Here is a 22,019-nt window from a genome sequence, read left to right on the forward strand (position 1 = left end):
ATTATCGGCAAAGCCGCTCTTCGCCGCCAGCCGCGCGCAGCATGCGCGCTCAGCCCTCGCGCGTGCCAAGCCCGAGCGCCTTCATTCGCCGGTACAACGTCCGCTCGCTCATCCCGACCTGCTCGGCGAGCGCCTTGCGCGTGCCGTCGAATGTGCGCGCGATGCGCACGAGCTCCGCGTCCGACACGCCGCGCACACCAGCCGCCCCCTCCTGCTGCACCGCCGATGCGACAACCAGCTCGGCCGGCAGGTGCTCGATCCGGATCGTCCCGTCATCCGCGAACAGGCACGCGCGTTCGAGCACGTTGCGCAGCTCGCGGATGTTGCCCGGCCACGCGTACGCATCGAGACACGCGAGCGCCCGCTCGGTCAGCACGAACGGGCGGGCCGCGAACGGCCGCGCGCCCGCGTCGCCCGCGCTGGCGCGCGCGTTCGCGATTCGCCGCAGGATCGACTCGGCCAGCAGCGCGACGTCGCCGCGCCGCTCGCGCAGCGCCGGCAACGGAATCGGAAACGCGTTGATCCGGTAGTAAAGGTCCTGCCGGAAACGGCCGTCGTCGATCATCTCGCGCAGCGGCTTGTGCGTGGCCGCGACCAGCCGGAAATCCGCGCGCAGCGCCTCGACGCCGCCGACGCGGCGGAACGTGCCCGACTCGATCAACCGCAGCAGCTTCACCTGCATCGGCAGCGGCACGTCGCCGATCTCGTCGAGGAACAGCGTGCCGCCCTGCGCGGTTTCGACGAGGCCCGGCTTGCGCTGGTTCGCGCCCGTGAACGCGCCCTTCTCGTAACCGAACAGTTCGCTCTCGAACAACGTCTCGGCGATCCCCGAACAATCGACGACGACGAACGGCCCCATCGCGCGGTCGCTCGCCTCGTGCAGCGCGCGGGCGAACAGCTCCTTGCCGGTGCCCGATTCGCCGAGCAGCAGCACCGGCAGCATCGAGGGCGCGACGCGCTGCAATGCGCCGAGCGCCGAATTGAACGCATCGGCGCCGCCGACGAGCCCTTCCGCGCTCGGTTGCGCGGATGCGCTGCGCACCGTCGTCAGGCGCTCGACATAGGCGATCACGTTGCCGTCGGCATCGAAGATCGGCCGCAATTCGACATCGACATGCTCGGGGCCGCGCGGCGTGTGGTGGATGTGCAGCACGCGGTTCAGCCCGCGCGATTCGAGCGCCTGCTTCATCGGGCAATGCTCGCCCGCCTGGTCGCACGGCACGTCGTAGTGATGCGAGACCTGGAAGCAGTGCCGGCCCACGTGCTCGACGCCTGCGACGCCGAACTGGCGCCGGTACGCATCGTTCGCCGCGAGGATGCGGTAGTCGGGATCGACGACGATCATCGGCTGCGGATCCTGCTCGAGATACGCGACGAGCGCGCGCACGTCGGGCATGGCGTCGTCGCGCGGCGCGGGGACGATCGGGATGGTGTCGTGCGGATTCATGCGGACGCTCGGTGAAGGGCAGCCTGGCGAACTGCCAGGCAGACTGCCAATTCTGCCACGACACTGCCAGATGTGGCAGTCCGCGTCGGCGACCGGATGCCGCCGACGCCCGCGCATCACGGCGGCCGCACCGAAAATCCGAGCGGAATCAAGTCCCTGGCAGATCGGCCGGGGCTGCGCTGCAACCTGGCACGCTTCTTGAGTTACAGATCCCGATTGCACTTGCAGAACCCGATCGAGGACACCCCGTGAGCCATGCCACCACGCTGTCGGTCGAAGGCTTTTTCGACCCGGCGACCCACACCGTCAGCTATTTGCTACTCGATACCGCGAGCCGCGCGTGCGCGCTGATCGACAGCGTGCTCGACTACGACCCCAAATCCGGCCGCACGAGCACGGCCAGCGCCGACCGGCTGATCGCCCGTGTCGCCGAACTCGGCGCCGACGTGCACTGGCTGCTGGAAACCCATGTGCACGCCGACCACCTGTCGGCCGCGCCGTACCTGAAGGAACACGTCGGCGGACAGATCGCGATCGGTTCGCACGTGCGCCGCGTGCAGCACGTGTTCGGCACGCTGTTCAACGCAGGCCCCGGCTTCGCGCAGGACGGCCGCCAGTTCGACCGGCTGCTCGACGACGGCGACACGCTCGCGCTCGGCGCGCTGACGATCCGCGCGCTGCACACGCCGGGCCACACGCCCGCGTGCATGACCTACTGCGTCGACGACGCGGCGCAGCGCGCGGCATTCGTCGGCGACACGCTGTTCATGCCCGACTACGGCACGGCCCGCTGCGACTTCCCCGGCGGCGACGCGCGCACGCTGTACCGCTCGATCGCGCGCGTGCTCGGCCTGCCGCCCGACACGCGCCTGTACCTGTGCCACGACTATCAGCCGGGCGGCCGCGACGTGCAGTTCGAGACGACCGTGGCCGAGCAGCGCCGCGCGAACGTGCACGTGAAGGACGGCGTGACCGAGGACGATTTCGTCGCGATGCGCACCGCGCGCGACGCCACGCTCGCGATGCCCGTGCTGATGCTGCCGTCCGTGCAGGTCAACATGCGCGCCGGCCACCTGCCCGAGCCCGAAGACAACGGCGTGCGCTACCTGAAGATCCCGCTCGACGCGATCTGAGCGACACGCCCCGCCCCATCCGGAGAACCCCGACATGACCATCCGCAAGCTGACCGACACGCTGTCGGTCTCGCCGCAGATCGCGGCGGCCGACCTGCCCGCGCTTCACGCGGCCGGCATTCGCGCGATCATCTGCAACCGCCCCGACGGCGAAGGCCCCGACCAGCCGACCGTCACCGAGATCCGCGCGGCCGCCGCGCCGCTCGGCATCGACGTGCATTACCTGCCGGTCGATACCGGCAAGGTGACCGACGACCAGGCCGCGCAGTTCGGCGCGCTCGTCGCGTCGCTCGACGGCCCGGTGCTCGCGTACTGCCGCAGCGGGACGCGCTCGGCCACGCTGTGGGCGCTGTCGCAAGCCGGCCTGCGTCCGCTGAACGACATCGTCGCGACGGCCGGCGCAGCCGGCTACGACCTGCGCGCGCTCGCGTCGCGGGTCGTGCAAGGCGGCAGGCAGGCGGCGCCGGCCGTCGACGCGCGGCACGACATCGTGATCGTCGGTGCGGGCGCGGCCGGCATCGCGGTCGCGTCGAGCCTGCTCTCGCGCGATGCGTCGCTCGACATCGCCGTGATCGATCCGGCCGACGTCCACTACTACCAGCCTGGCTGGACGATGGTCGGCGCGGGCGTGTTCCAGCCCGGGACCACTGCGCGCCGGATGACCGACGTGCTGCCGCGCGGCGTGCAGCACATCCAGGCCGCCGTCGCGGGCTTCGAGCCCGACGCGCACACGGTCGTGCTCGACGGATGCCGCCGCATCGGGTATCGCAAGCTCGTCGTGTGCCCGGGGCTCAAGCTCGACTGGCACGCGATCGAAGGCCTGGCCGACACGCTTGGCCGCAACGGCGTCACGTCGAACTACCGCTACGATCTCGCGCCGTACACGTGGGAGCTGGTCCGCGCGTTCCGCGGCGGCAACGCGCTCTTCACGCAGCCGCCGATGCCGATCAAGTGCGCGGGCGCACCGCAGAAGGCGATGTACCTGTCGTGCGACCACTGGCGGCGCGCGGGCCGACTCGAAGCCGCGAACGTCGAGTTCCTGAATGCGGGCGCCGCGCTGTTCGGCGTCGCCGACTACGTGCCCGCGCTGATGGAATACGTGAAAAGCTACGACATCGCGCTGTCGTTCGGCCACAACCTCGTCGCGATCGACGGGCCCGCGCGCCGCGCGACATTCACACGCGCACTGCCGGACGGCGGCAAGGAAACCGTCGTGCGTCCGTTCGACATGATTCACGTCGTGCCGCCGCAGAAGGCGCCCGACTTCGTGCGTTCGAGCCCGCTCGCCGACACGGCCGGCTGGATCGACGTCGATCCGGCGACCCTGCGGCACAAGCAGTATCCGGACGTCTACGCGCTCGGCGACGCCACCAACACGACCAATGCGAAAACGGCCGCGGCCGCCCGCAAGCAGGCGCCCGTCGTCGCGCACAACCTGCTCGCGTCGCTCGGCCGCGCGCACGGCGACGCCGCGTACGACGGCTACGGGTCGTGCCCACTCACCGTCGAGCGCGGCAAGATCGTGCTCGCCGAATTCCTGTACGGCGGCAAGGTCGCGCCGACCTTCCCCGCGTGGCTGATCGACGGCAAGCGTCCGTCGCGGCTCGCGTGGCTGCTGAAGGAGCGCATCCTGCCGCCGCTTTACTGGAAGGCGATGCTCAAGGGCCGCGAATGGCTCGCGAAGCCCGCGATCGTGCGTTGAACGGAGCCCGATGACGTCATGCTGATTTCCCTCGTCCTCGGTGGTTTCGTCGGCGCCGTGCTCGGCCTGACCGGCGCCGGCGGCGGCATCCTCGCGGTGCCGGCGCTCGTCGTCGGCATGAGCTGGCCGATGCAGCAGGCCACGCCCGTCGCGCTCGTCGCGGTGGCCGGCAGCGCCGCCCTCGGCGCGCTCGAAGGTTTCCGCCGCGGGCTCGTGCGCTATCGCGCGGCGTTGCTGATGGCCGTGGCCGGCGTGCCGCTGACCACGCTCGGCGTGCGGCTTGCGCACGTGCTGCCGCAGCGCCTGCTGCTCGCGTTGTTCGCGCTGACGATGCTGGTCGTTGCCGGCCGCCTGTTGTTGCAGGCGCTGCGGCATGCGCCGGTCGACGCGGAAGCGTCGCCGCTGTGCGTCGGCCGCATCAACCCCGATACCGGCCGGCTCGTGTGGTCCTGGCCCGTGGGCGTCGCGCTGGCATCGACCGGCGCGATGACGGGTCTGATGACGGGCTTGCTCGGCGTCGGCGGCGGCTTCGTGATCGTGCCGATGCTGCGCAAATTCACGAACGTGTCGATGCACGGCGTCGTCGCGACGTCGCTGATGGTGATCGCGCTCGTCGGCACGGGCGGCGTGTTCGCCACGCTCTTGTCCGGCACACGCGCGCCGCTCGACGTGACGCTGTGGTTCACCGTTGCGACCGCGCTCGGCATGGCCGCCGGCCGCGGCGCGTCGCGCCACCTCGCCGCGCGGCACGTGCAGGCCGGGTTCGCGGCCGTGCTCGTGTGCGTCGCGCTCGGGCTTTTGGCGAAGGCGGCGTTCGGCGCGTAAGGCGGCGCGCGACCGGGCGCGGGAATCGAACCCGCGTCCCGCCCGCGACGCCCCTCGTCCGTCGCAATCGCGTACTGACCGGCGCCGATCCACACGCAGCGCCACCAAACAAAACGCCCGGCCCGACTCGTCGTCGGCACCGGGCGTTTTTTAACCGCAGCGGTCACAACCTGAACCTCAGGTCGCGAACCCCGCCATCCGCTTGCGTTCCTGGCGCAGCATCACGAAGTTCGCGATCACGACACCGGCCGTCACCGCGACGATGAACAGCGTCGCGAGCGCGTTCATCTCCGGGTTCAGCCCCAGCCGCACGCGCGAAAACACCACGAGCGGCAGCGTCGTCGAGCCGGGGCCCGACAGGAACGCCGACAGCACGAGATCATCGATCGACAGCGTGAACGACAGCAGCCAGCCCGCGATCAGCGCCTGCGAAATCAGCGGCAGCGTGATCGTGAAGAACACCTTCAGCGGCGTCGCGCCGAGATCGAGCGCGGCTTCTTCCAGCGACGGGTTCAGCTCGCGCACGCGCGACTGCACGATGATCGCGACGTACGAGATGCACAGCATCACGTGGCCGAGCCAGATCGTGAACACACCGCGCTCGGCCGGCCAGCCGATCCACTTCGCGAGCTCGATGAACAGCAGCAGCAGCGAGATCCCCTGGATCACCTCGGGAATCACGAGCGGCGCGTTGATCATCCCGCTGAACAGCGCGAAGCCGCGAAAGCGCCCCATCCGCGCGAGCACGAAGCCGGCCCACGTGCCGATGAACACCGACGCGAACGCGGTCAGCACGCCGATCTTCAGCGACAGCCACGCGGCCGTCAGCAGTTCGTCGTCCTCGACGAGCGCCGCGTACCAGCGGAACGAGAAGCCCGACCACACGGTGACGAGCTTCGACTCGTTGAACGAATAGACGATCAGGCTGATGATCGGGATATACAGGAACGCGAAGCCGGCAAACAGCGCCGCGAACTGCAGGTAACGATTCGGCTTCATCGACGGCCTCCCTGCTCTTTCGCCTGGAAGTGCTGGAACATCGCCATCGGCACGAGCAGCAGCAGCACCATCGCGCAGGTCACCGCCGACGCCATCGGCCAGTCTGCGTTGTTGAAGAACTCGTTCCACATCACGCGGCCGATCATCAGCGTGTTCGCGCCGCCGAGCAGCTCGGGAATCACGTACTCGCCGACCGCCGGGATGAACACGAGCAGGCAGCCCGCGATGATCCCGTTCTTCGACAGCGGCAGCGTGATCTGCACGAACGCCTTCCACGGCCTGGCGCCGAGGTCGTACGCGGCTTCCAGCAGGCGCAGGTCCATCTTCACGAGGTGCGCATACAACGGCATCACGAGGAACGGCAGGTACGAATAGACCATCCCGATGTACACCGCGTAGTTGGTGCGATACAGCTCGATCGGCGTATGCGTGAGCCCGATCCACATCAGGAAGTTGTTCAGCAGCCCGTTGTTCTTCAGGATGCCGATCCATGCATACACGCGGATCAGGAACGACGTCCAGAACGGCAGCATCACGCCCATCATCAGCAGGTTGCGGGTCGCCGGGTTCGAGCGCGCGATGTAGTACGCCATCGGATAGCCGATCAGCAGGCACAGCAGCGTCGTGATCGCGGCCACCCACACCGAATTCACGTAGGTCGCGAAATACAGGCTGTCCGTGAACAGGAACGCGTAGTGCGACAGGTTCAGCGCGACGTGCACGACGCCGTCCGCGTACGACGCGAGTTCCGTATACGGCGGGATGCCGAGCTGCAGCTCCGCGAAACTGATCTTCACGACCAGCACGAACGGCACGAGGAAGAACAGCACGAGCCACGTGAACGGGCCAGCCACGACCGCCGTGGCGCCCGTCAGGTTGAAGCGCCGCACCGGCCACGAAAGCATGGACTTGAACGTGGTCATGACGTCAGCACCACGCCGGCCGTCGCGCTCCAGCGCACGTAGATCTCGTCGCCGAGCGCCGGCGTGTCGAGCTCCGAAATCGCGAGGCTCGACACGTTCGCGATCACCGTCTTGCCGCCGTCGAGCTTCACGTGATACAGCGAGTAGCCGCCCATGTAAGCGACGTTGCTGATGCGGCCGCGCGCCCAGTTGAACGCGCCTTCGGGCGGCTTGCGCGTGAGCGCGATCCGTTCGGGGCGCACCGACACCGTGACCGGCATCCCGAGCGGGCCCGAGATCCCGTGGCTCACGTACAGCCGGCTCGGCAGCTCCGGCGACTCGATGTACACGTGATCGGGTTCGTCCTCGACGGTCACGCCGTCGAACAGGTTCGTCGAGCCGATGAATTCGGCCGAGAAGCGGCTGTTCGGATATTCGTACACTTCGTTCGGCGAGCCGATCTGCACGATCTGGCCTTCGCTCATCACCGCGAGGCGATTGGCCATCGTCATCGCTTCTTCCTGGTCGTGCGTGACCATGATGCAGGTGACGCCGACCTTCTGCAGGATGTTGACGAGCTCGATCTGCGTGCGCTGGCGGATCTGCTTGTCGAGCGCGGACATCGGCTCGTCGAGCAGCAGCAGCTTCGGCCGCTTGACCAGCGAGCGCGCGAGCGCGACGCGCTGCTGCTGGCCGCCGGACAGCTGATGCGGCTTGCGCTTCGCGTACTTGCTCATCTGCACGAGTTCCAGCGCCGATGCGACGCGCGCCTTCAGCTCGGCCTTCGGCGTGCCTTCCTGCTTGAGACCGAACGCAACGTTCGACTCGACCGACATGTGCGGGAACAGCGCATACGACTGGAACATCATGTTCACGGGCCGCTTGTACGGCGGCATCTGCGCGAGGTCCTCGCCATCGATCAGGATCTTGCCCGACGTGACCGTCTCGAGGCCGGCGAGCATCCGCAGCAACGTCGACTTGCCGCAGCCCGAGCTGCCGAGCAGCGCGAACAGCTCGCCCTGGCGCACGGTCAGGTTGACGCTGCGCACGGCTTCGGTGTCGCCGAATTTCTTGACGACGTCGACGATCTGGACAAAGGACTCGGCGCGCGCATCGGCGCCGGAGGAGGAAACGGAGGACGGCGCGCCCGCGACCGGCGCACCCGACTGGCTATTCATGATGTGCTGCTTCTCTCCTGCGTTGAACGAACAAAGCCCCCGGGGGCACCAGGGGCTTCATGACTGCTGATTCACTCCGGCTCGCGTCAGCGGCCCGACTTCAGCTCGGTCCACAGACGCGTCTGCAGACGCTGGATTTCAGGCGGCAGCGGCTTGAGCAGGAACAGCGTCTTCACGACGTCGGCCGGCGGATAGACGGCCGGGTCGTTCGCGACGTCGGGCCGCACGTACTTGCGGGCCTCTGCGTTGGCGCTCGGGTAGTACACCGCGTTCGTGATCGCCGCGTGCACCTTCGGATCCTCGATGTAGTTGATCCACTGCAGCGCGGCATCCTTGTTCTTCGCGTCCTTCGGGATCGCCATCACGTCGAACCACACCGGGGCGCCGCCCTTCGGGATGTAGTACTCGACCTTGTACGGCTTCTTCGCTTCCAGCGCGCGATGCTTGGCGATCACGACGTCGCCCGACCAGCCGAACGCGAAGCAGATGTCGCCGCCGACCAGGTCGTTGATGTAGCCCGACGAGTTGAATTGCGTGATGTACGGGCGGATCTTCTTCAGCACGTCCATCGCGGCCTTGTAGTCGGCCGGGTTCGTGCTCATCGGATCCTTGCCGATGTAGTGCAGCGTCGCCGCGAACATCTGGTCGGGTGCGTCGAGCACCGACACGCCGCAGGTCTTCAGCTTCGCGATGTTTTCCGGCTTGAACAGGATGTCCCAGTTGTCGAGCGGCACCTTGCCGAGCGCCTGCTGCGCCTTCGTCAGGTTGTATGCGAGACCGGTCGTGCCGTACGCCCAGGGCACCGAGTACTTGTTGCCCGGATCGGCGCCGGCGACGAGCGCCATCAGTTGCGGATCGAGGTACTTGAGGTTCGGCAGCTTCGACTTGTCGAGCGGCGCGAAGATGCCGGCGGCGATCTGCTTGCCCGCGTAGTTGCTGGTCGGCACGACGATGTCGTAGCCCGAGCTGCCCGTCAGCAGCTTCGCCTGCAGCGTGTCGTCGCTGTCGTAGTTGTCGTAGCGGACCTTGACACCCGCCTGCTTCTCGAAGTTCGGGATCGTGTCCTTCGCAATGTAGTCCGACCAGTTATAGACATTGAGCTGCGTATCCTTCGCCGCTGCCGCCGATGCACCCACGCACAGCGCGAGCGCTGCGAACCGGCCCACTACCTTTGCTTTCATCCCGTTCTCCCTACGGCCGGACCGTGTGTCCGGCTGCCGTCTGCCTCGTCATGACGGCGCATTCTGGCGCGCCGCCCCTCGAAAACCCCGAAAACTACCATCATTCGCGCCCCGTCACAAAAAAATCATGCCGGTGTCGCGCAAACGGAACAGATTCCCGCTGCCGGCCAGGCTGGCTGCCCGTGCGGCGAGGCGTTCCCGGGGAATTCTATCGGGTAATCGGCGGCTGTCCACCGGGAAAAACGGGCGTCGGCGCGACCGCGTTCGCCGGTCGGACGCGCGAGCGGCCTGCGCGACCGGGCCCGATGCCGGGCCGCGACGACACGCCCCCGGCGCGCGTACGGCACGCCGGTCGCCTCCGCCCGGCCGATCGGCCGCGATGGATTAAAATGGCGGCTGACGATTCGACTGCGTGAACCTCCCGATGGCCTCCAATCTCCACGACCTGCCCGACAGCCCCTGCATCGGCGTGTGCTCGACCCTCTTCGACGAAGTCTGCAAGGGCTGCGGCCGCACGGCCGCCGAAGTGTCGAACTGGGTGTTCCTGAGCGACGAAGAGAAGCGCGTGGTGTGGGAGCGCATCTCGCGCGAAGGCACCGCGATGCGCTTCCAGTACGACAAGCTGTAAATCCGCCGCGCAAAAAAAGAGCGGCATGCCGACCGCCATGCCGCCAACCCCAACTCTGTTCTTTTCCCTTCGCGTCTAGAACTTCATCCCGACGCCCACGCCGACGATCAGCGGATCGATGTGCAGCGTGCCGATGCCCTTGTCGCCGAGCGTCGCATCGGTACTCATCCAGATCTTCTTCACGTCGACGTTCATGAAGACCTTCTTCGTCAACTGCACGTCCACGCCGAACTGCAGCGCGGGGCCGAAGCTGCTCTTGTTGATCGACACGCCCTCGCCGCCGACGTTGAGCCCGTTGTTGTAGAAGTACGTGTAGTTCACGCCCGCGCCGACATACGGACGCACCTTGCCGGCATGGTTGAAGTGGTACTGCAGCAGCAGCGTCGGCGGCAGCACGCCCACACCGCCGAGATTGCCGATGCTCGACGTGAGCTGGTGACGCGACGTGCCGAGGATCAGCTCGACGCCCAGGTAGTCGCGGATCATGTACGTGAAGTCGAGCTCCGGCACGATCGCGTTGTTCACGCCGACGTTGAGCGCGCCCAGCGTATCGCTCGCGCGTTCGTTCGGCTGGATGCTGATCGCGCGCAGCCGGACCAGGACATCGCCCTGGTTGATACCGTCGCCCGGCGAGGCCGCATGCGACAGCGAAGGCATCGCGGCGAAAGCGGCTGCAACGGCAGCAGCGGTGACACAAGTTCGAATCGTTTTATGCATGGTACGGACCCCCAAAGAATGGTTTCCATTCTCCCTGTAGGGTCTTCTCCTTATCTTGATATCCGTCAAGCCAGCGTAAACGTGGGACGGTTTGCCGCAGGCTCGGTCGCACTGCCCGTCAGCAGCAGGTCGAGCAGATCGCGCACGCTGCGGATCGCACGGCCGAACGGCAACGCTTCGCGGCCGCGGAAGAACAGCCCGTTCGCCACGTCGCCGCGCAGCGCGGCCGCGAGCCGCGTATCGATGCAGAAATGGCCGAACTTCTCGATGCCGTCGCGCAAGCCGCATACGCTCAGGCATTCGAGCGCGGTCGGGCAACGCTGCTTCAGCGCGCCGAGCTTGGTGCGGATGCGCGTCTCGTTGCGCAGGTAACGATCGAGCCACGGCGTCTTCACCGCGCGTGCGGGCAGCCCCGTCACGCTGACGAATTCGACGATGTCCTCGGGCGTCGCGTCGGCCAGCACGCGCTTGAAGTGCGGATGCGCATCGCCCTCTTCCGTCACCGCGAACGGCGTCCCCACCTGCACGCCGTTCGCGCCGGCGTCGAACGCCGCGCGCACCGTGTCGTGACTGTTGATCCCGCCCGCAACGATCAACGGGATCGTTTCGCGCGCAATGCCGAGAGATGCCATCACCTGGGCGGTCTCGTCGAGCACGCGCGCGAAATCGAAGCGACTGTCGTGCATGTCGTCGATCTGCGTGACGCCGAGGTGCCCGCCCGCGTGCGCCGGGTGCTCGATCACGATCGCATCGGGCAGGCGCCCCTTCTTCATCCACTTCTTCAGCACGAGCGCGATCCCGCGGCTGTCCGACAGGATCGGAATCAGCGCGATGTCGTAGCCTTGCGTGAGATCGGGCAAGTCGAGCGGCAGGCCCGCGCCCATCACGATCGCGTCCGCCCCCTCGTCGCACGCCGCCCGCACGTAGTCCGCATGCGCGCTCACGGCCTTCATCACGTTGACCGCGATCATCCCGCGCCCTTCGCTGTAGGTCTTCGCGAGGCGGATCTCGCGTGCGAGCGCCTCGAGGTTCGCGGCCTCGAGCGTCGCGCGATCGGGTTGCGCGCGGCAACGCGCGAGCAGGTCCGCATGATGGTGGCGCAGGTCGATGCTCGCGATCGTGCCGACCGCGCCTTCGCGCGCGACGCTGCCCGCCAGCCGGTGCGCGGAGATGCCGACGCCCATGCCGCCCTGCACGACGGGCAACAAGGAGCGGCCGCGAATCGTCAGCGGCGGAAAGGAAGTGCGTACGGTCATCTGAAACCTCGTCGGAACATCGGAACCGCGATGATCGACGATCCACCGACGCGCACCTTGACGGCCGTCAAGAAAAAAACGGCACGCAAGCGTGCCGTTTCCATCTCATGCCACGAGAAACGCTCAGGCCGGCTTCGCGGGCTTGAGCTGCATCGACTTGTACTCGAGATATTCTTCGAGCCCGTACACGCCGTTCTCGCGGCCGTGCCCCGACTGCTTGTAGCCGCCGAACGGCGCGGCCATGTTCCACGCGCCGCCGTTGATGTCGACCTGCCCGGTGCGGATGCGGCGCGCGATGCCCATCGCGCGTTCGTCGCTGCCGGCCCATACCGCGCCGCCGAGCCCGTACGGCGAATCGTTCGCGATTCGCACGGCCTCGTCTTCATCGCGATACGTGATGATCGACAGCACCGGCCCGAAGATTTCCTCCTGCGCGATCGTCGATTTCGGATCGACGCGGCCGAACACGGTCGGCTTCACGAAGAAGCCCTTCGTGAGCCCTTCCGGCAGGCCCGTGCCACCCGTGACGAGTTCGGCGCCTTCGTCGATCCCGCGCTGGATGTAGTCCTGCACACGCTGCTGCTGTGCGGCCGATGCGAGCGCACCGAGGCGCGTCGCGTCCTGCCGCGGATCGCCGGCGACGTAGGTTTCGGCCGCCGCCTTCGCGATCGCGCGCGCCTCGTCGTAGCGCGCTTCCGGCACCAGCATGCGCGTGTGCGCCGAGCAGGTCTGCCCCGCGTTCAGGTAGCACGCGTTGACCGTGCCCTTCACCGCCGTCGCGAAATCGGCATCGTCGAGGATCACCGACGCCGATTTGCCGCCCAGCTCGAGTGCAACGCGCTTGACGCTCGCGGCCGCCAGCTCGGCCACGCGCTTGCCGGCACGCGTCGAGCCCGTGAACGACACCATGTCGACGTCCGGATCGGTGGCCAGCACTTCACCGACGACCGGGCCATAGCCGCACACGAGATTGAACACGCCGGGCGGCAGCCCGGCTTCGTGAATCGCTTCGGCGAGCATGAACGCGTTCAGCGGCGCGACTTCGGACGGCTTCAGGACGACCGTGCAGCCGGCCGCGAGCGCCGGCGCGACTTTCAGCGTGACCTGGTTGAGCGGATAGTTCCAGGGCGTGATCGCCGCGACGACACCGACCGGCTCGCGCACGACGAGCGAGTTGCCGACCTGTGCCTCGAATTCGAACGATTCGGCGAGCTTCGCGTATGCCTTCCAGTTGTAGATCGGGCCGCCGACCTGGATCGCGCGCGACAGCTTGATCGGCATCCCGACTTCGCCGGTGATCGACTGCGCAAGCTCCTCGCTGCGCGCCTGCAGATGCTCGACGATCCTGCGCAGGTAGCCGGCGCGCGTCGCGGGCGGCGTGGCCGCCCACGCGTCGAAGGCTGCGCGCGCCGCGCGGATCGCGTCCTGCGCGTCGGACGCGACGCCTTCCGGAATCCGGCCGATCACGGCCTCGGTGCCCGAGTCGATCACGTCGATCGTGCCGGTGCCGGCCGGTTTGCGCCACGCGCCGTCGATATAGAACTGGTCGTAGATTTTCATCGCTTTCCGCCTCCAGGAAAGCCGACATTCTAGCGAGCGTTTCGGTCCGCCGGTGTGACCCGGCGTGACGATTGACAGCCATTAGAAAGGTCTTTAGCCTCGGCGCCTCAATCATCATAAGAAAGGAGAATGCCTTGAGCATCCTGACCAGAATCGAGGGCGGCTATCTTCAGGTACTGCGCGTGATCGTGCTGTTGTTCGCGACCGCAGTCCTGATCGGCGGGGTCATATTCGGCGCGGTCGCACTCGATGCGCGCCTGTCGAAACCGCCGAAGGTCGATTCGGCCATCCAGGTCGATCCTGCATCGTTTGCGTGGGAGAACGATGCGCCCGCCAAGGCCGCGCCGGCCGCCGACGGCGCGGCAGCCAAGGACGACGGTGCGTCGCCCGCGCTGCGCCTGTCGACGCAACTGTCTGGCATCGTGCAGAAGCATGGCCGGGCCGCCCTGTCGCCGGATTACGCGGTCGATCGTGATGCATACGAGCCGTCGTTCCAGCGCGTGCTCAATGACGACGGCCATCCGGAAGTCGCGTATTACGAGCAGCAGATCGCGTATCTCGACAAGGTGCTGTCGCGCCCGGACGTCGCAGCCAGCGTCAAGAAGAAGGTCACCCGTCACGGCGACGAATATGCGCGGGAGCAGGCGTACACCGACGTCGTGTCGGCGGTCATGCGCGACTTCTCGCAGCGCTACGACGCACGCCGGACCGCGATCGACAACGAGACGAAGGCCGCGGAAGAAACTGCTGCGGAGAACGGCCAGACCGCGCGCTACGCGGGCGTCGCCGCGCTCGTCGCACTGTATTCGTTCGTGTCGCTCGCGGTGCTGATCATCCTGATCCGCGTCGAGCGCAGCATCCGCTCGATCGCGCGCGCCACGCACACGACGACCTGAGTTCGCTCATCGGCAGCCCGGCCCGCGCGCCCGGCTGCGGCGGGCCCGGCAACGGGCCCGCTTCACGGCGTGCACGGCGCCCGGCGGCCGTTCCCCGGCCGCGTCCTCCCGCGTCGCTCCTCACGCGCTCCCGCACTTTCCGTTCCCGCCGCCCCCTCACTTCGCCGTCGGCGATCCTGGCCGGCGCAGCGTCCGTCTCGCCACCACCATGTCAGCATCCGCCCGGGTGCGCGGTCGGGCCCGCATCGTGCTATGTTTTTATTATCGGCACCGGCCCGTTGCAACCGGCGCCGCCCGGAATCGACGTATTTCGTGAGCGCTGCCATGTCCGACGCACCCCATACCCTCGGCTCGCAAGACCGCCTGGAACTGCTTTGCTGGCTCACCTGCGGCAATCTCGGCGCGTTTTACCTCAACGAATCGTGGCCGGACGCCGCGTTCCAGGTCCAGGCCGCGCACCGCTGGCTCGACCGCCATCATCGCCAGGCCGACTGGCTGGCCGTCGCCAAGCTCGCGGCGCTCGCGCAGGACATCGCGAAGCGGCATGCCGGGTTCGTCGATGCGTCATGGGCGCGCGACGCGGTCGAGGAAATCGTCGATACCGACGATCTCGACTATCGGGCGAAACTCGTGCAATGGGTCTACGAAGACTGCTGCAAGGCGCTCGCCGACAAGCGGCTGGCCGATTGAGTCCATGCGTGCGGGCCGCGGCGGCATCGCGCGGCCGCCCGTCTGTTTGTCGATGCGCGTGGCAGTCGCGATGACCGACGGGCGCGGTACGCGTCGCACCGCCCCCTGCGCCGCCACGCACCGCGATACTTACAGCAGCGACTTCGCCTGCGTCAGCACCTTGTCGCAGATCTGCTTGGTCACCTGCTGCTTCAGGCCGCCGCCGCTCAGGTCGAGCTTGCTGCCGTTGCCGGCATCGAGGATCCCGCTCGCGCCGCTGGTATAGCCGCTGTCGGACGATGCGCTGCCGCCGAGCTTGCCCATCAGCGCGTCCTTCACCGACGACGCGCCGCCGGATGCCCCGCCGAGATAGTTGTTCTGGATGCAGAACTGCAGCAGGCCGGCGACGTTGCCGGTGCTCCCCGGCATCAGTGACGCACCACCGCCGCCCGTCAATGCACCACCGAGGCCGCCGAGATTGCCGAGCGCGCCGCCCGCGCTGCCGCCTGAATCGCCACCGCCGCCGACCTGCTTCAGGACATCGCCCAGCTGCGCATGCGCCACCGAAAACGGCGCGAGCAATCCGATCAGCGCGCCGGCAACGGTCGCGCGGTATAGACGTGCATTCATGTGAAGCCTCCCGGTTGTGACGGCATGCGTGCCGCGGATCGAATCCAAGAATACTCAATCAACCCGTGCATGACAGCCTTCGAAGGCGGCCTGAAACGTCAGGCATCGTGATATCGCCACAATTTGACAAAGCTTGACGGCGGGCCGTGTGCGGAGCGTCGGTTTGACGCAGGCTCGCGATCACTGCGCCGGGTCGCCGGCGCGCGTGAAGCGTCATAGAATCGTCGTCGCCGGCCGTTCGGACCCTCCGGCCCGATCACGAACCCGAACCTGAAGGATGCTCGCGTGTTGCTCGCCCATCGATTTCTGCTGATCGCAGGCGCATCGGCCGCGCTGCTTTGCGGCGCCGGCACCGCTCGCGCCGCGACGGCCGCGGCCGCCGCCGCATGCCCGTCGCCTTCGTTCGACCGCTATCCGGCACCCACCGCGAGCGCGCCACGCAAGCCGGCTGCGGCGCCCCGCCTGACCACCCGGGAAACCCGCCTCTACCGCACCGTGATTCGCGACGAATTCAGGCAACCGGCCAATTTTGCCGGCCACTACCGGGTTGCGATCTGGGGTTGCGGAACGGATTGCCGGAATTTCGCGATCGTCGACAAGTACACGGGCGCGACGTACACGATGCCCGGCGTGCAGGCCATCGCCGGCGTGATGGGCAACGACGAGGAGCGTGTCGATTTCCGACCCGGCAGCAGGCTGCTGATCGTCGCGGGCTGCTTCAACGACGATTGCGACGACAACAGCGCGAAGGCCGCCCGGTTCTTCTATGAATGGACCGGCAAGCAGTTGCGTCGGATCGGCACCTGTCCGCTGGCGATCGAGCCGCTCCAGTAGCCGACCGATGAGAGCGCCGGCCGCCGCTCGCCGCGACTTGCGCTATCGTTCCTCCGGTACACCTTGAACGGCGCACCCACCCGCGATGTCCATTCGCCTCAGTTTCGACGACGGGCCCGGTCCCTCGACACCCTTCTTGCTCGATGTCCTGCACGCCGCGTCCTGCCAGGCGACCTTCTTCCTGCTTGGCCAGAATCTGGCAGGCGCGCTCGATGTCGCGGCAAGAATGGCGCGCGAAGGCCACCAACTCGGCAATCACACCCATTCGCACGCGAAGCCCGGCGCGCTGGCGGACGATGCACTGATCGACGAGATCGAGACGACCGACGCGCTGATCCACGAAGCCTATCGCCGCGCCGGCATTCCGGCTCCGGACACGATTCCATTGCGCCTGCCTTACGGACTGATGCCGCAGGACAATCGCGCCGGCGTGCTGGCGCGACTGCAGCGCGAACACACGGGCTGGACCGCGATACTGGACGACTGGCAACGGCCGGCGCCGTCGCCGCAAGCGCTGTTCGACGCGATGTGTGCACATGTCGACGGCAGCGCGGCACGCCAACGTGACGTGCTGTTCTGCATGCACGACGGATCGCGGCACGGCGAGGCGCGGCCCAATACGGTCGAAGCGGTGCGCCTGTTCCTGAAGCGGCCGCGCTGACGAAGCCGCCGGTCAACGTACCGGCGCCGCACCATCGAGCAACTGCCGCCAGCCGCCGAGAAAGCCGATGCCCGGCCCCGGTGTCCACAGGCCGCGTTGTGCAGCTTCGAGATGGATCAGCGTCTGGTCCGCGCAGAACAGGGCCATCAGCGCATCGCGGCGGTCGTGCATCCAGTCCGGCACGTCATCGGCCCGCGTCGCGGCGTAGGCTTGCAGGCCGGCGTCCCAGCGCCGTGCATCGAATACGAAGCGATCATCCCTGCCCGCATCGCGCGACAGCGCGAACAGCGCAAAGGCCGCTTCGAGCCACTGCACGCCCTGCCCGACATCGTCGAAATCGAGCACGCCGCTCACAGCGTGCCCCACGTACAGCAGGTTGCCCGCGTGATAGTCGCCGTGCAGCCACTGCGCCGCCCCCGTCAGCCAATGCGCGGCAGCGTCGAGATGTGCGCCGATCCGACGCATCATCGTCTCGTAGTGGCCGCTCAAGTCACCCGGCAACGACGGCGCAGCTCGCGCCGCTACACGTGCGTGGCGCGCAGACAGCCAGGCCACCGGCGCCGATTCGGTCACGGGCATCGCCGCCATCGCCGCGTGCAGATGCGCAAGCGCACGCATCGCATCGATCGCGCCCGCCTCCGCATCGTCCGGCAGGCCGGGGCAGCCGGCGATAGGCTCGAACAGATGCAGCCAGCTTCCATCGGGCAGCTGCACACCGGACTGTGCGTCCACGGTCGGCCGCAGCTTCGGCAGCGCAGGCAGCCTCGGTGCCGTGCGCGAGTGGCCGAGATGACCGAGCATCGCCGCCTCGCGATGCACCTGCTCGGCCGCCTTGCCCGGCCACGACACGCGCAGCACCGCGCGCCCCGCATCGCACTCGACGAGATACGTTTTGTTAGTATGGCCCGACGCCAGCGCCTGCAGGTGCGCCGGCCCGATGTTCCAGTACCGGTGAAGCCACGGTTCCAGCGTTTTCACGTCACTCCTACTCGTTGCATTGACCATGTCAGAGCGTCCCTCGGCCCGCATGCGGGACATCAATATCGAATGGCTGACGCGTGCTGCCGAATTCGACCATCTGTTCCAGACGCGCTGGCTCGGCGAGCGCTTCTTCCACCTGCCCGGCGACATGCTCGCGCTCCAGGAGCTGATCTGGCGCGAGCGTCCCGACTGCATCGTGCAGACCGGGATCGCGGCGGGCGGCGGTGTCGTATTCTCCGCGTCGATGCTGGAACTGGCCGGCGACAGCGGCCGCGTCGTCGCGATCGAGCCGCGCCTGCGCGACGAGGTCAGGCAGCGCCTGCAATCGCACCGGCTCGCCCACCGCATGACGCTGATCGAAGGCGAATCATGCGCGGCCGACACGCTCGCATCGGTGCGTGCGCAGATCGATGAAGGCGCACGCGTGATGGCGATCCTCGATCTCACGCACACCCACGCGCACGTGCTGCGCGAACTGGAATGCTATGCACCGCTCGTGACGCCCGGCAGTTACGCGATCGTGATGGATACGATCATGGAGTACCTGCCCGCGTCGATGTTCGACGGCAAGCCGTACGGCAAAGGCAACAACCCGGCCACCGCCACGCATGAATTCCTCGCTCGCGACGACCGCTTCGAGGTCGACTACGACATCGAGGACCGCGTGCTCATGACGCTGTCGCCAGGCGGTTTCCTGAAGCGAGTGCGCTGATCAGGCGGGCCGCCTCGGCCGAACCGTCGCGCGCCGCGTAGCTCGCGCGGACCCGCGCCGCCTGGTCGCGCAACGTCCCGGGCCGCAACAGGCGTTCGAGCGCCTCGGCGATATCCGCCACGCCGGCTTGCTGCAGATCCAGCACGCACCCCGCGCCGGCGCGCTCGACGAAGTGCGCCGAATGGAACTGGTCATTGCAGAACGGCGACAGCAGCATCGGCACGCCGCAGGCAAGCGACTCCATCACCGAATTCGCGCCGCCGTGGCTGACGAACGCGTGCGTGCGCTGCAGCAGCGCCAGCTGCGGCGCGTAACGCACCGCGATCACACGCCCGTCGTCGGCCGGCAGCAGATCCGAATCGACCAGTTCGCCCACCGACAGCACCAGTTGCGCCGACGTCGCGCGCGTCGCCTCGATGACCTTCGCAAACACGTCGGGATGGTAGTAAAGCTGGCTGCCGAGCGACATGTAAACCAGAGGACGATCCGCATCGAGGCGTTCCCACGGGAACGGCGTCTCGTCGCCGCGCGGGCCGGACGGCATTGCCGGCCCGACCAGCTCGACGCCGGGCGGCGGCGCACCGACCAGCGCGTCGGTCGTGAACGCGAGCGTCAGGTGCGGCGAGAGGATGTCGCAACCGCGAAAACGCGCGTCGAGCCCGTGGCGCGCGAACAGCCGCGTGCGTTCCGGTTCGAGCCATCGCACCGTGCGCAGCAGTTCCGAATCGAGATCGTCCGGCAGCACTGGATTCAGCGAATTCGACATCGAGACCCACGGCAGCCCTTCCAGCTCCGCCGCGATCGCCGCCGCATAGAGCAGCGGATCGATCACGACCACATCGGGCCGCCAGTCGCGCAGCACCACGCGGATGCCGTCCACCTGCGCGGGGGCGAGATCGATCAGCAGCGTGCGGATCCAGTGCCGCAGCCAGTCCGCATCCCGAATGTTCGCGGCGAAGCTCGCGCCGCGCGACAGGTCGTGGCGCTCGGGCGTTTCGCTCGGCCCGACGCATTCGAAGCCGCCGGCACCGTCGAGCTGTGCACTGATATCGGCCGGCGCATAGAACGCGACGTCGCACCACGCGGTGCGCAGATGCTGGGCCGGGCCGATGCACGGATTGACGTGCCCCTTTTCGGGCACCACGCAGAACAGGATGCGTTTCATGAACGATTAGGTTGGGCGATGCGCGGCATCGAGGTGGCGGAAATGATCGAGGATCAGCGACAGCGTCGTCCACAGCACGCGTTCGGTATCCGCCTGCAGCGTGGGTGCGGGCAGACCGAGCGTGTCGGCCAGCGCGTGCGTGCGGTCGCGATCGAGCAGCGCCGCGAGGTCCATCGCCGGGGCGAGCCGCCCGCGCTTGGGGCCGTGCACGAGACGGTCCGGCAGGTTCAGGCGCGCGCCGAGATCGCGCAGGCATTGCTTGTCCGGATCGGGTGCGATGCTCGTCAGATGCGCGACGACGGCATCGTCGACGAACGGCGGATGCAGGTCGACCGACGCCGCATCGAACAGCGCATGGCACAGCGGCAGATAGTTGGCCGACTGATCGCGGCGCAGCACCTGGTCCGCGCCGTCGCCGGTGATGGCCACCTCGACGCCGTCCGCGGCCATCGCCTCGGCGAGCAGCAGTTTCGCGACCGGATGCAGGTTGAACATCGGCTCCTCGACCGCATGCGTCGTTCTCGGCAACGCCGCGACGAAATCGGCCTCGTTCACGCGCACGATCTTCACGTTCGCCTGCATCTGCGCGGCCAGTTCGAGTGCCGCATCGCGTTCGCAATAGTCAGGCATGTCGGTCACGAGGACGTAGGACGTCACGTGCCGCTGCGCGCCGAGTTCGCGCAGCAACGCGAGCAGCAGCGCCGAATCGAGCCCGCCGCTCAGCGCCAGCGCAACCCGCTTGCCGCTGTCGAGCGCACGCTGCAGCGACGCGCGCAGCACGGTTTCCAGATCGGCGTGCCGCGGCTGCGCGGGTGCCGGCTGCACGATCAGCCCTTGCGGCGAACGGATCAGCGCATGACCGGGCGGCACCGCGCGCACGTCGCGCAACACGGTGCGGCCGACCAGCCGCTCGCCGCTCAGGTAACCCGCGATCGCCGCCGCATCCGGCTCGCCGGCCAGTTGCCCCGACGCGTGCAGGACGGCCCGGATGCCGGACGCCGCCGCACCGCTGCGCGGGTGGTAGTGAAGCCGGTCGAAGCCGAACGGGTCGCGCGTGCCGACGATCATGGATAACGAGCCTTCAAGGAGTCCACTTCAATGCGTTTGAGGATGCGATGCGGCGCCACCGGCGCGCTGCCGCCCTGGCAATGCAGGCACGCTTCGAGCGGCGCCTCGCGTTGCAGATAGGCGAGCATCGCGTCGAGCATGCCGGCGGCGTCGCGCAGCGGCAGGCCGTCGGACCGAAAATCCTTCTCGCCCTTGTAGAGCGTATGGAAATGCGCCGGACGCGTGCACGTGTAGAACATGCCGTCGCGAATCATATGGCAGCGCTCGCGGATCCAGCAATCGTGATAAAGGCGCTGCGCTTCGTCTCGATCGGTGCCGGGCTGCGCGCGGTTCATCGTCGTGAACACGTCCTGCACCTTCCAGTTCAGGCGCACGTCGAAGCGCGCGGCCTGGCGCTCGATGTGCGCGACCAGGTCGGACGACAGCGCCGGCTTCGGATAGCGCGAGATCGTCAGCGCATCCACCGCCTGCCAGAACGCATCGGTCATCTCGCCGAGCTTCAGGCCGTTCGTCGTGACGGAGATCACGGGCGCGATGCCGGTGGCGCGCACGCGCTGGACGAGTTCGACGAGCGTCGGATGCAGCAGCGGTTCGCCGCCGACCAGCTTGAACATGCGCGGGCGCAGCACCTTCGCGGCGCGGCGCAGATCGGCCTCGATCGATTCGGGGCTCGCATACCACTCGGGCAGCAGCGGCGACAGCGAGCAACATTCCGCGCAGGTCAGGTTGCAGTGATCGACGATATGCGCTTCCAGCGAGCGCGTCAGCACGCGCCCGTCTTCGACGCGGTAATCGCGATCCAGCGGCGGCGGAAACACATGCTGCCGCTCGGTGGGCGGCGTCGGATTCGGCATCCGGTTCAGATTCGCATTCAC

Annotated in this window: 22 protein-coding genes; 9 read left to right on the forward strand and 13 right to left on the reverse strand. The window is 67.7% G+C overall.

Going from position 1 to position 22,019, the window contains the following annotated elements; translation table 11 throughout:
- Positions 1–49: 49 nt before the first annotated feature.
- On the reverse strand, positions 50–1,447 hold the full coding sequence (locus LXE91_RS14555; RefSeq protein ID WP_039357894.1) for a sigma-54 interaction domain-containing protein: 1,398 nt from the start codon (positions 1,445–1,447) through the stop codon (positions 50–52).
- Between the two features lie 248 nt (positions 1,448–1,695).
- On the opposite strand from LXE91_RS14555, the gene LXE91_RS14560 reads away from it, so the two are divergent.
- The 3 genes from LXE91_RS14560 to LXE91_RS14570 are packed head-to-tail and all read left to right on the forward strand — an operon-like array spanning position 1,696 to position 5,107.
- Complete coding sequence (locus LXE91_RS14560) at positions 1,696–2,580, forward strand: MBL fold metallo-hydrolase (protein WP_039357892.1); 885 nt, start codon at positions 1,696–1,698, stop codon at positions 2,578–2,580.
- Positions 2,581–2,614: 34 nt separating this feature from the next.
- Positions 2,615–4,282: a bifunctional protein tyrosine phosphatase family protein/NAD(P)/FAD-dependent oxidoreductase gene (locus LXE91_RS14565; protein ID WP_039357890.1), complete on the forward strand. Its 1,668-nt coding sequence runs from the start codon at positions 2,615–2,617 to the stop codon at positions 4,280–4,282.
- An 18-nt stretch (positions 4,283–4,300) separates the two neighbouring features.
- Entirely contained in the window at positions 4,301–5,107 is an 807-nt protein-coding gene (locus tag LXE91_RS14570; RefSeq protein WP_039357880.1) for a sulfite exporter TauE/SafE family protein, read from the forward strand.
- A 177-nt stretch (positions 5,108–5,284) separates the two neighbouring features.
- On the opposite strand, the gene LXE91_RS14575 is transcribed toward LXE91_RS14570, so the two are convergent.
- From LXE91_RS14575 to LXE91_RS14590, 4 genes are all read right to left on the reverse strand, one after another.
- The gene (locus LXE91_RS14575; protein ID WP_039357879.1) at positions 5,285–6,106 is read right to left on the reverse strand and encodes an ABC transporter permease subunit; all 822 of its coding nucleotides are present in this window, start codon (positions 6,104–6,106) and stop codon (positions 5,285–5,287) included.
- Positions 6,103–7,029, reverse strand: a complete 927-nt coding sequence (locus LXE91_RS14580; RefSeq protein WP_039357878.1) for an ABC transporter permease subunit — start codon at positions 7,027–7,029, stop codon at positions 6,103–6,105. The genes LXE91_RS14575 and LXE91_RS14580 overlap by 4 nt, the downstream gene beginning before the upstream one ends.
- Positions 7,026–8,186: an ABC transporter ATP-binding protein gene (locus tag LXE91_RS14585; RefSeq protein WP_039357876.1), complete on the reverse strand. Its 1,161-nt coding sequence runs from the start codon at positions 8,184–8,186 to the stop codon at positions 7,026–7,028. The genes LXE91_RS14580 and LXE91_RS14585 overlap by 4 nt, the downstream gene beginning before the upstream one ends.
- Before the next feature lie 86 nt (positions 8,187–8,272).
- A complete protein-coding gene (locus LXE91_RS14590; RefSeq protein ID WP_039357875.1) occupies positions 8,273–9,367 on the reverse strand; it encodes a polyamine ABC transporter substrate-binding protein in 1,095 nt (364 codons plus the stop codon).
- Between the two features lie 424 nt (positions 9,368–9,791).
- On the opposite strand from LXE91_RS14590, the gene LXE91_RS14595 reads away from it, so the two are divergent.
- Positions 9,792–9,995, forward strand: a complete 204-nt coding sequence (locus LXE91_RS14595) for a DUF1289 domain-containing protein (RefSeq protein WP_039357874.1) — start codon at positions 9,792–9,794, stop codon at positions 9,993–9,995.
- A 75-nt stretch (positions 9,996–10,070) separates the two neighbouring features.
- Here the strand turns inward: LXE91_RS14595 and LXE91_RS14600 are convergent, their stop codons facing one another.
- The 3 genes from LXE91_RS14600 to LXE91_RS14610 form a co-directional block, all read right to left on the reverse strand.
- On the reverse strand, positions 10,071–10,712 hold the full coding sequence (locus LXE91_RS14600; protein WP_039357873.1) for an OmpW/AlkL family protein: 642 nt from the start codon (positions 10,710–10,712) through the stop codon (positions 10,071–10,073).
- A 65-nt stretch (positions 10,713–10,777) separates the two neighbouring features.
- The gene (locus LXE91_RS14605; RefSeq protein WP_039357872.1) at positions 10,778–11,968 is read right to left on the reverse strand and encodes an NAD(P)H-dependent flavin oxidoreductase; all 1,191 of its coding nucleotides are present in this window, start codon (positions 11,966–11,968) and stop codon (positions 10,778–10,780) included.
- Between the two features lie 123 nt (positions 11,969–12,091).
- Entirely contained in the window at positions 12,092–13,528 is a 1,437-nt protein-coding gene (locus tag LXE91_RS14610) for an aldehyde dehydrogenase family protein (protein WP_039357871.1), read from the reverse strand.
- Between the two features lie 134 nt (positions 13,529–13,662).
- Here LXE91_RS14610 and LXE91_RS14615 point away from each other — a divergent pair, with 134 nt between their 5' ends.
- Both LXE91_RS14615 and LXE91_RS14620 read left to right on the forward strand, forming a co-directional pair.
- The gene (locus tag LXE91_RS14615; protein ID WP_039357870.1) at positions 13,663–14,424 is read left to right on the forward strand and encodes a hypothetical protein; all 762 of its coding nucleotides are present in this window, start codon (positions 13,663–13,665) and stop codon (positions 14,422–14,424) included.
- Between the two features lie 324 nt (positions 14,425–14,748).
- On the forward strand, positions 14,749–15,114 hold the full coding sequence (locus LXE91_RS14620; protein ID WP_039357869.1) for a hypothetical protein: 366 nt from the start codon (positions 14,749–14,751) through the stop codon (positions 15,112–15,114).
- A 129-nt stretch (positions 15,115–15,243) separates the two neighbouring features.
- Here the strand turns inward: LXE91_RS14620 and LXE91_RS14625 are convergent, their stop codons facing one another.
- Positions 15,244–15,723: a YjjA family protein gene (locus tag LXE91_RS14625; RefSeq protein WP_039357868.1), complete on the reverse strand. Its 480-nt coding sequence runs from the start codon at positions 15,721–15,723 to the stop codon at positions 15,244–15,246.
- A 285-nt stretch (positions 15,724–16,008) separates the two neighbouring features.
- Between LXE91_RS14625 and LXE91_RS14630 the strand changes: the two genes are divergently transcribed.
- The gene (locus LXE91_RS14630) at positions 16,009–16,557 is read left to right on the forward strand and encodes a hypothetical protein (protein ID WP_039357867.1); all 549 of its coding nucleotides are present in this window, start codon (positions 16,009–16,011) and stop codon (positions 16,555–16,557) included.
- Between the two features lie 85 nt (positions 16,558–16,642).
- Complete coding sequence (locus tag LXE91_RS14635) at positions 16,643–17,218, forward strand: polysaccharide deacetylase family protein (RefSeq protein ID WP_039357866.1); 576 nt, start codon at positions 16,643–16,645, stop codon at positions 17,216–17,218.
- 12 nt (positions 17,219–17,230) lie between these two features.
- Here the strand turns inward: LXE91_RS14635 and LXE91_RS14640 are convergent, their stop codons facing one another.
- The gene (locus tag LXE91_RS14640; protein ID WP_039357865.1) at positions 17,231–18,196 is read right to left on the reverse strand and encodes a phosphotransferase; all 966 of its coding nucleotides are present in this window, start codon (positions 18,194–18,196) and stop codon (positions 17,231–17,233) included.
- 25 nt (positions 18,197–18,221) lie between these two features.
- On the opposite strand from LXE91_RS14640, the gene LXE91_RS14645 reads away from it, so the two are divergent.
- Positions 18,222–18,911, forward strand: coding sequence for a cephalosporin hydroxylase family protein (locus LXE91_RS14645; RefSeq protein WP_039357863.1), 690 nt, complete (start codon positions 18,222–18,224; stop codon positions 18,909–18,911).
- Here LXE91_RS14645 and LXE91_RS14650 read toward each other — a convergent pair.
- From LXE91_RS14650 to LXE91_RS14660, 3 genes are read right to left on the reverse strand one after another with little or no spacing between them, the layout of a single operon-like run.
- Complete coding sequence (locus tag LXE91_RS14650) at positions 18,868–20,076, reverse strand: glycosyltransferase (RefSeq protein WP_039357862.1); 1,209 nt, start codon at positions 20,074–20,076, stop codon at positions 18,868–18,870. The genes LXE91_RS14645 and LXE91_RS14650 overlap by 44 nt on opposite strands.
- A gap of 6 nt (positions 20,077–20,082) precedes the next feature.
- Positions 20,083–21,144: an asparagine synthase-related protein gene (locus LXE91_RS14655; protein ID WP_039357859.1), complete on the reverse strand. Its 1,062-nt coding sequence runs from the start codon at positions 21,142–21,144 to the stop codon at positions 20,083–20,085.
- Positions 21,141–22,019, reverse strand: coding sequence for a 4Fe-4S cluster-binding domain-containing protein (locus LXE91_RS14660; RefSeq protein WP_039357856.1), 879 nt, complete (start codon positions 22,017–22,019; stop codon positions 21,141–21,143). Before LXE91_RS14660 ends, LXE91_RS14655 begins: the two co-directional genes overlap by 4 nt.

The sequence above is a fragment of the Burkholderia contaminans genome, assembly GCF_029633825.1.
GTDB classification, from domain to species: Bacteria; Pseudomonadota; Gammaproteobacteria; order Burkholderiales; family Burkholderiaceae; genus Burkholderia; species Burkholderia contaminans.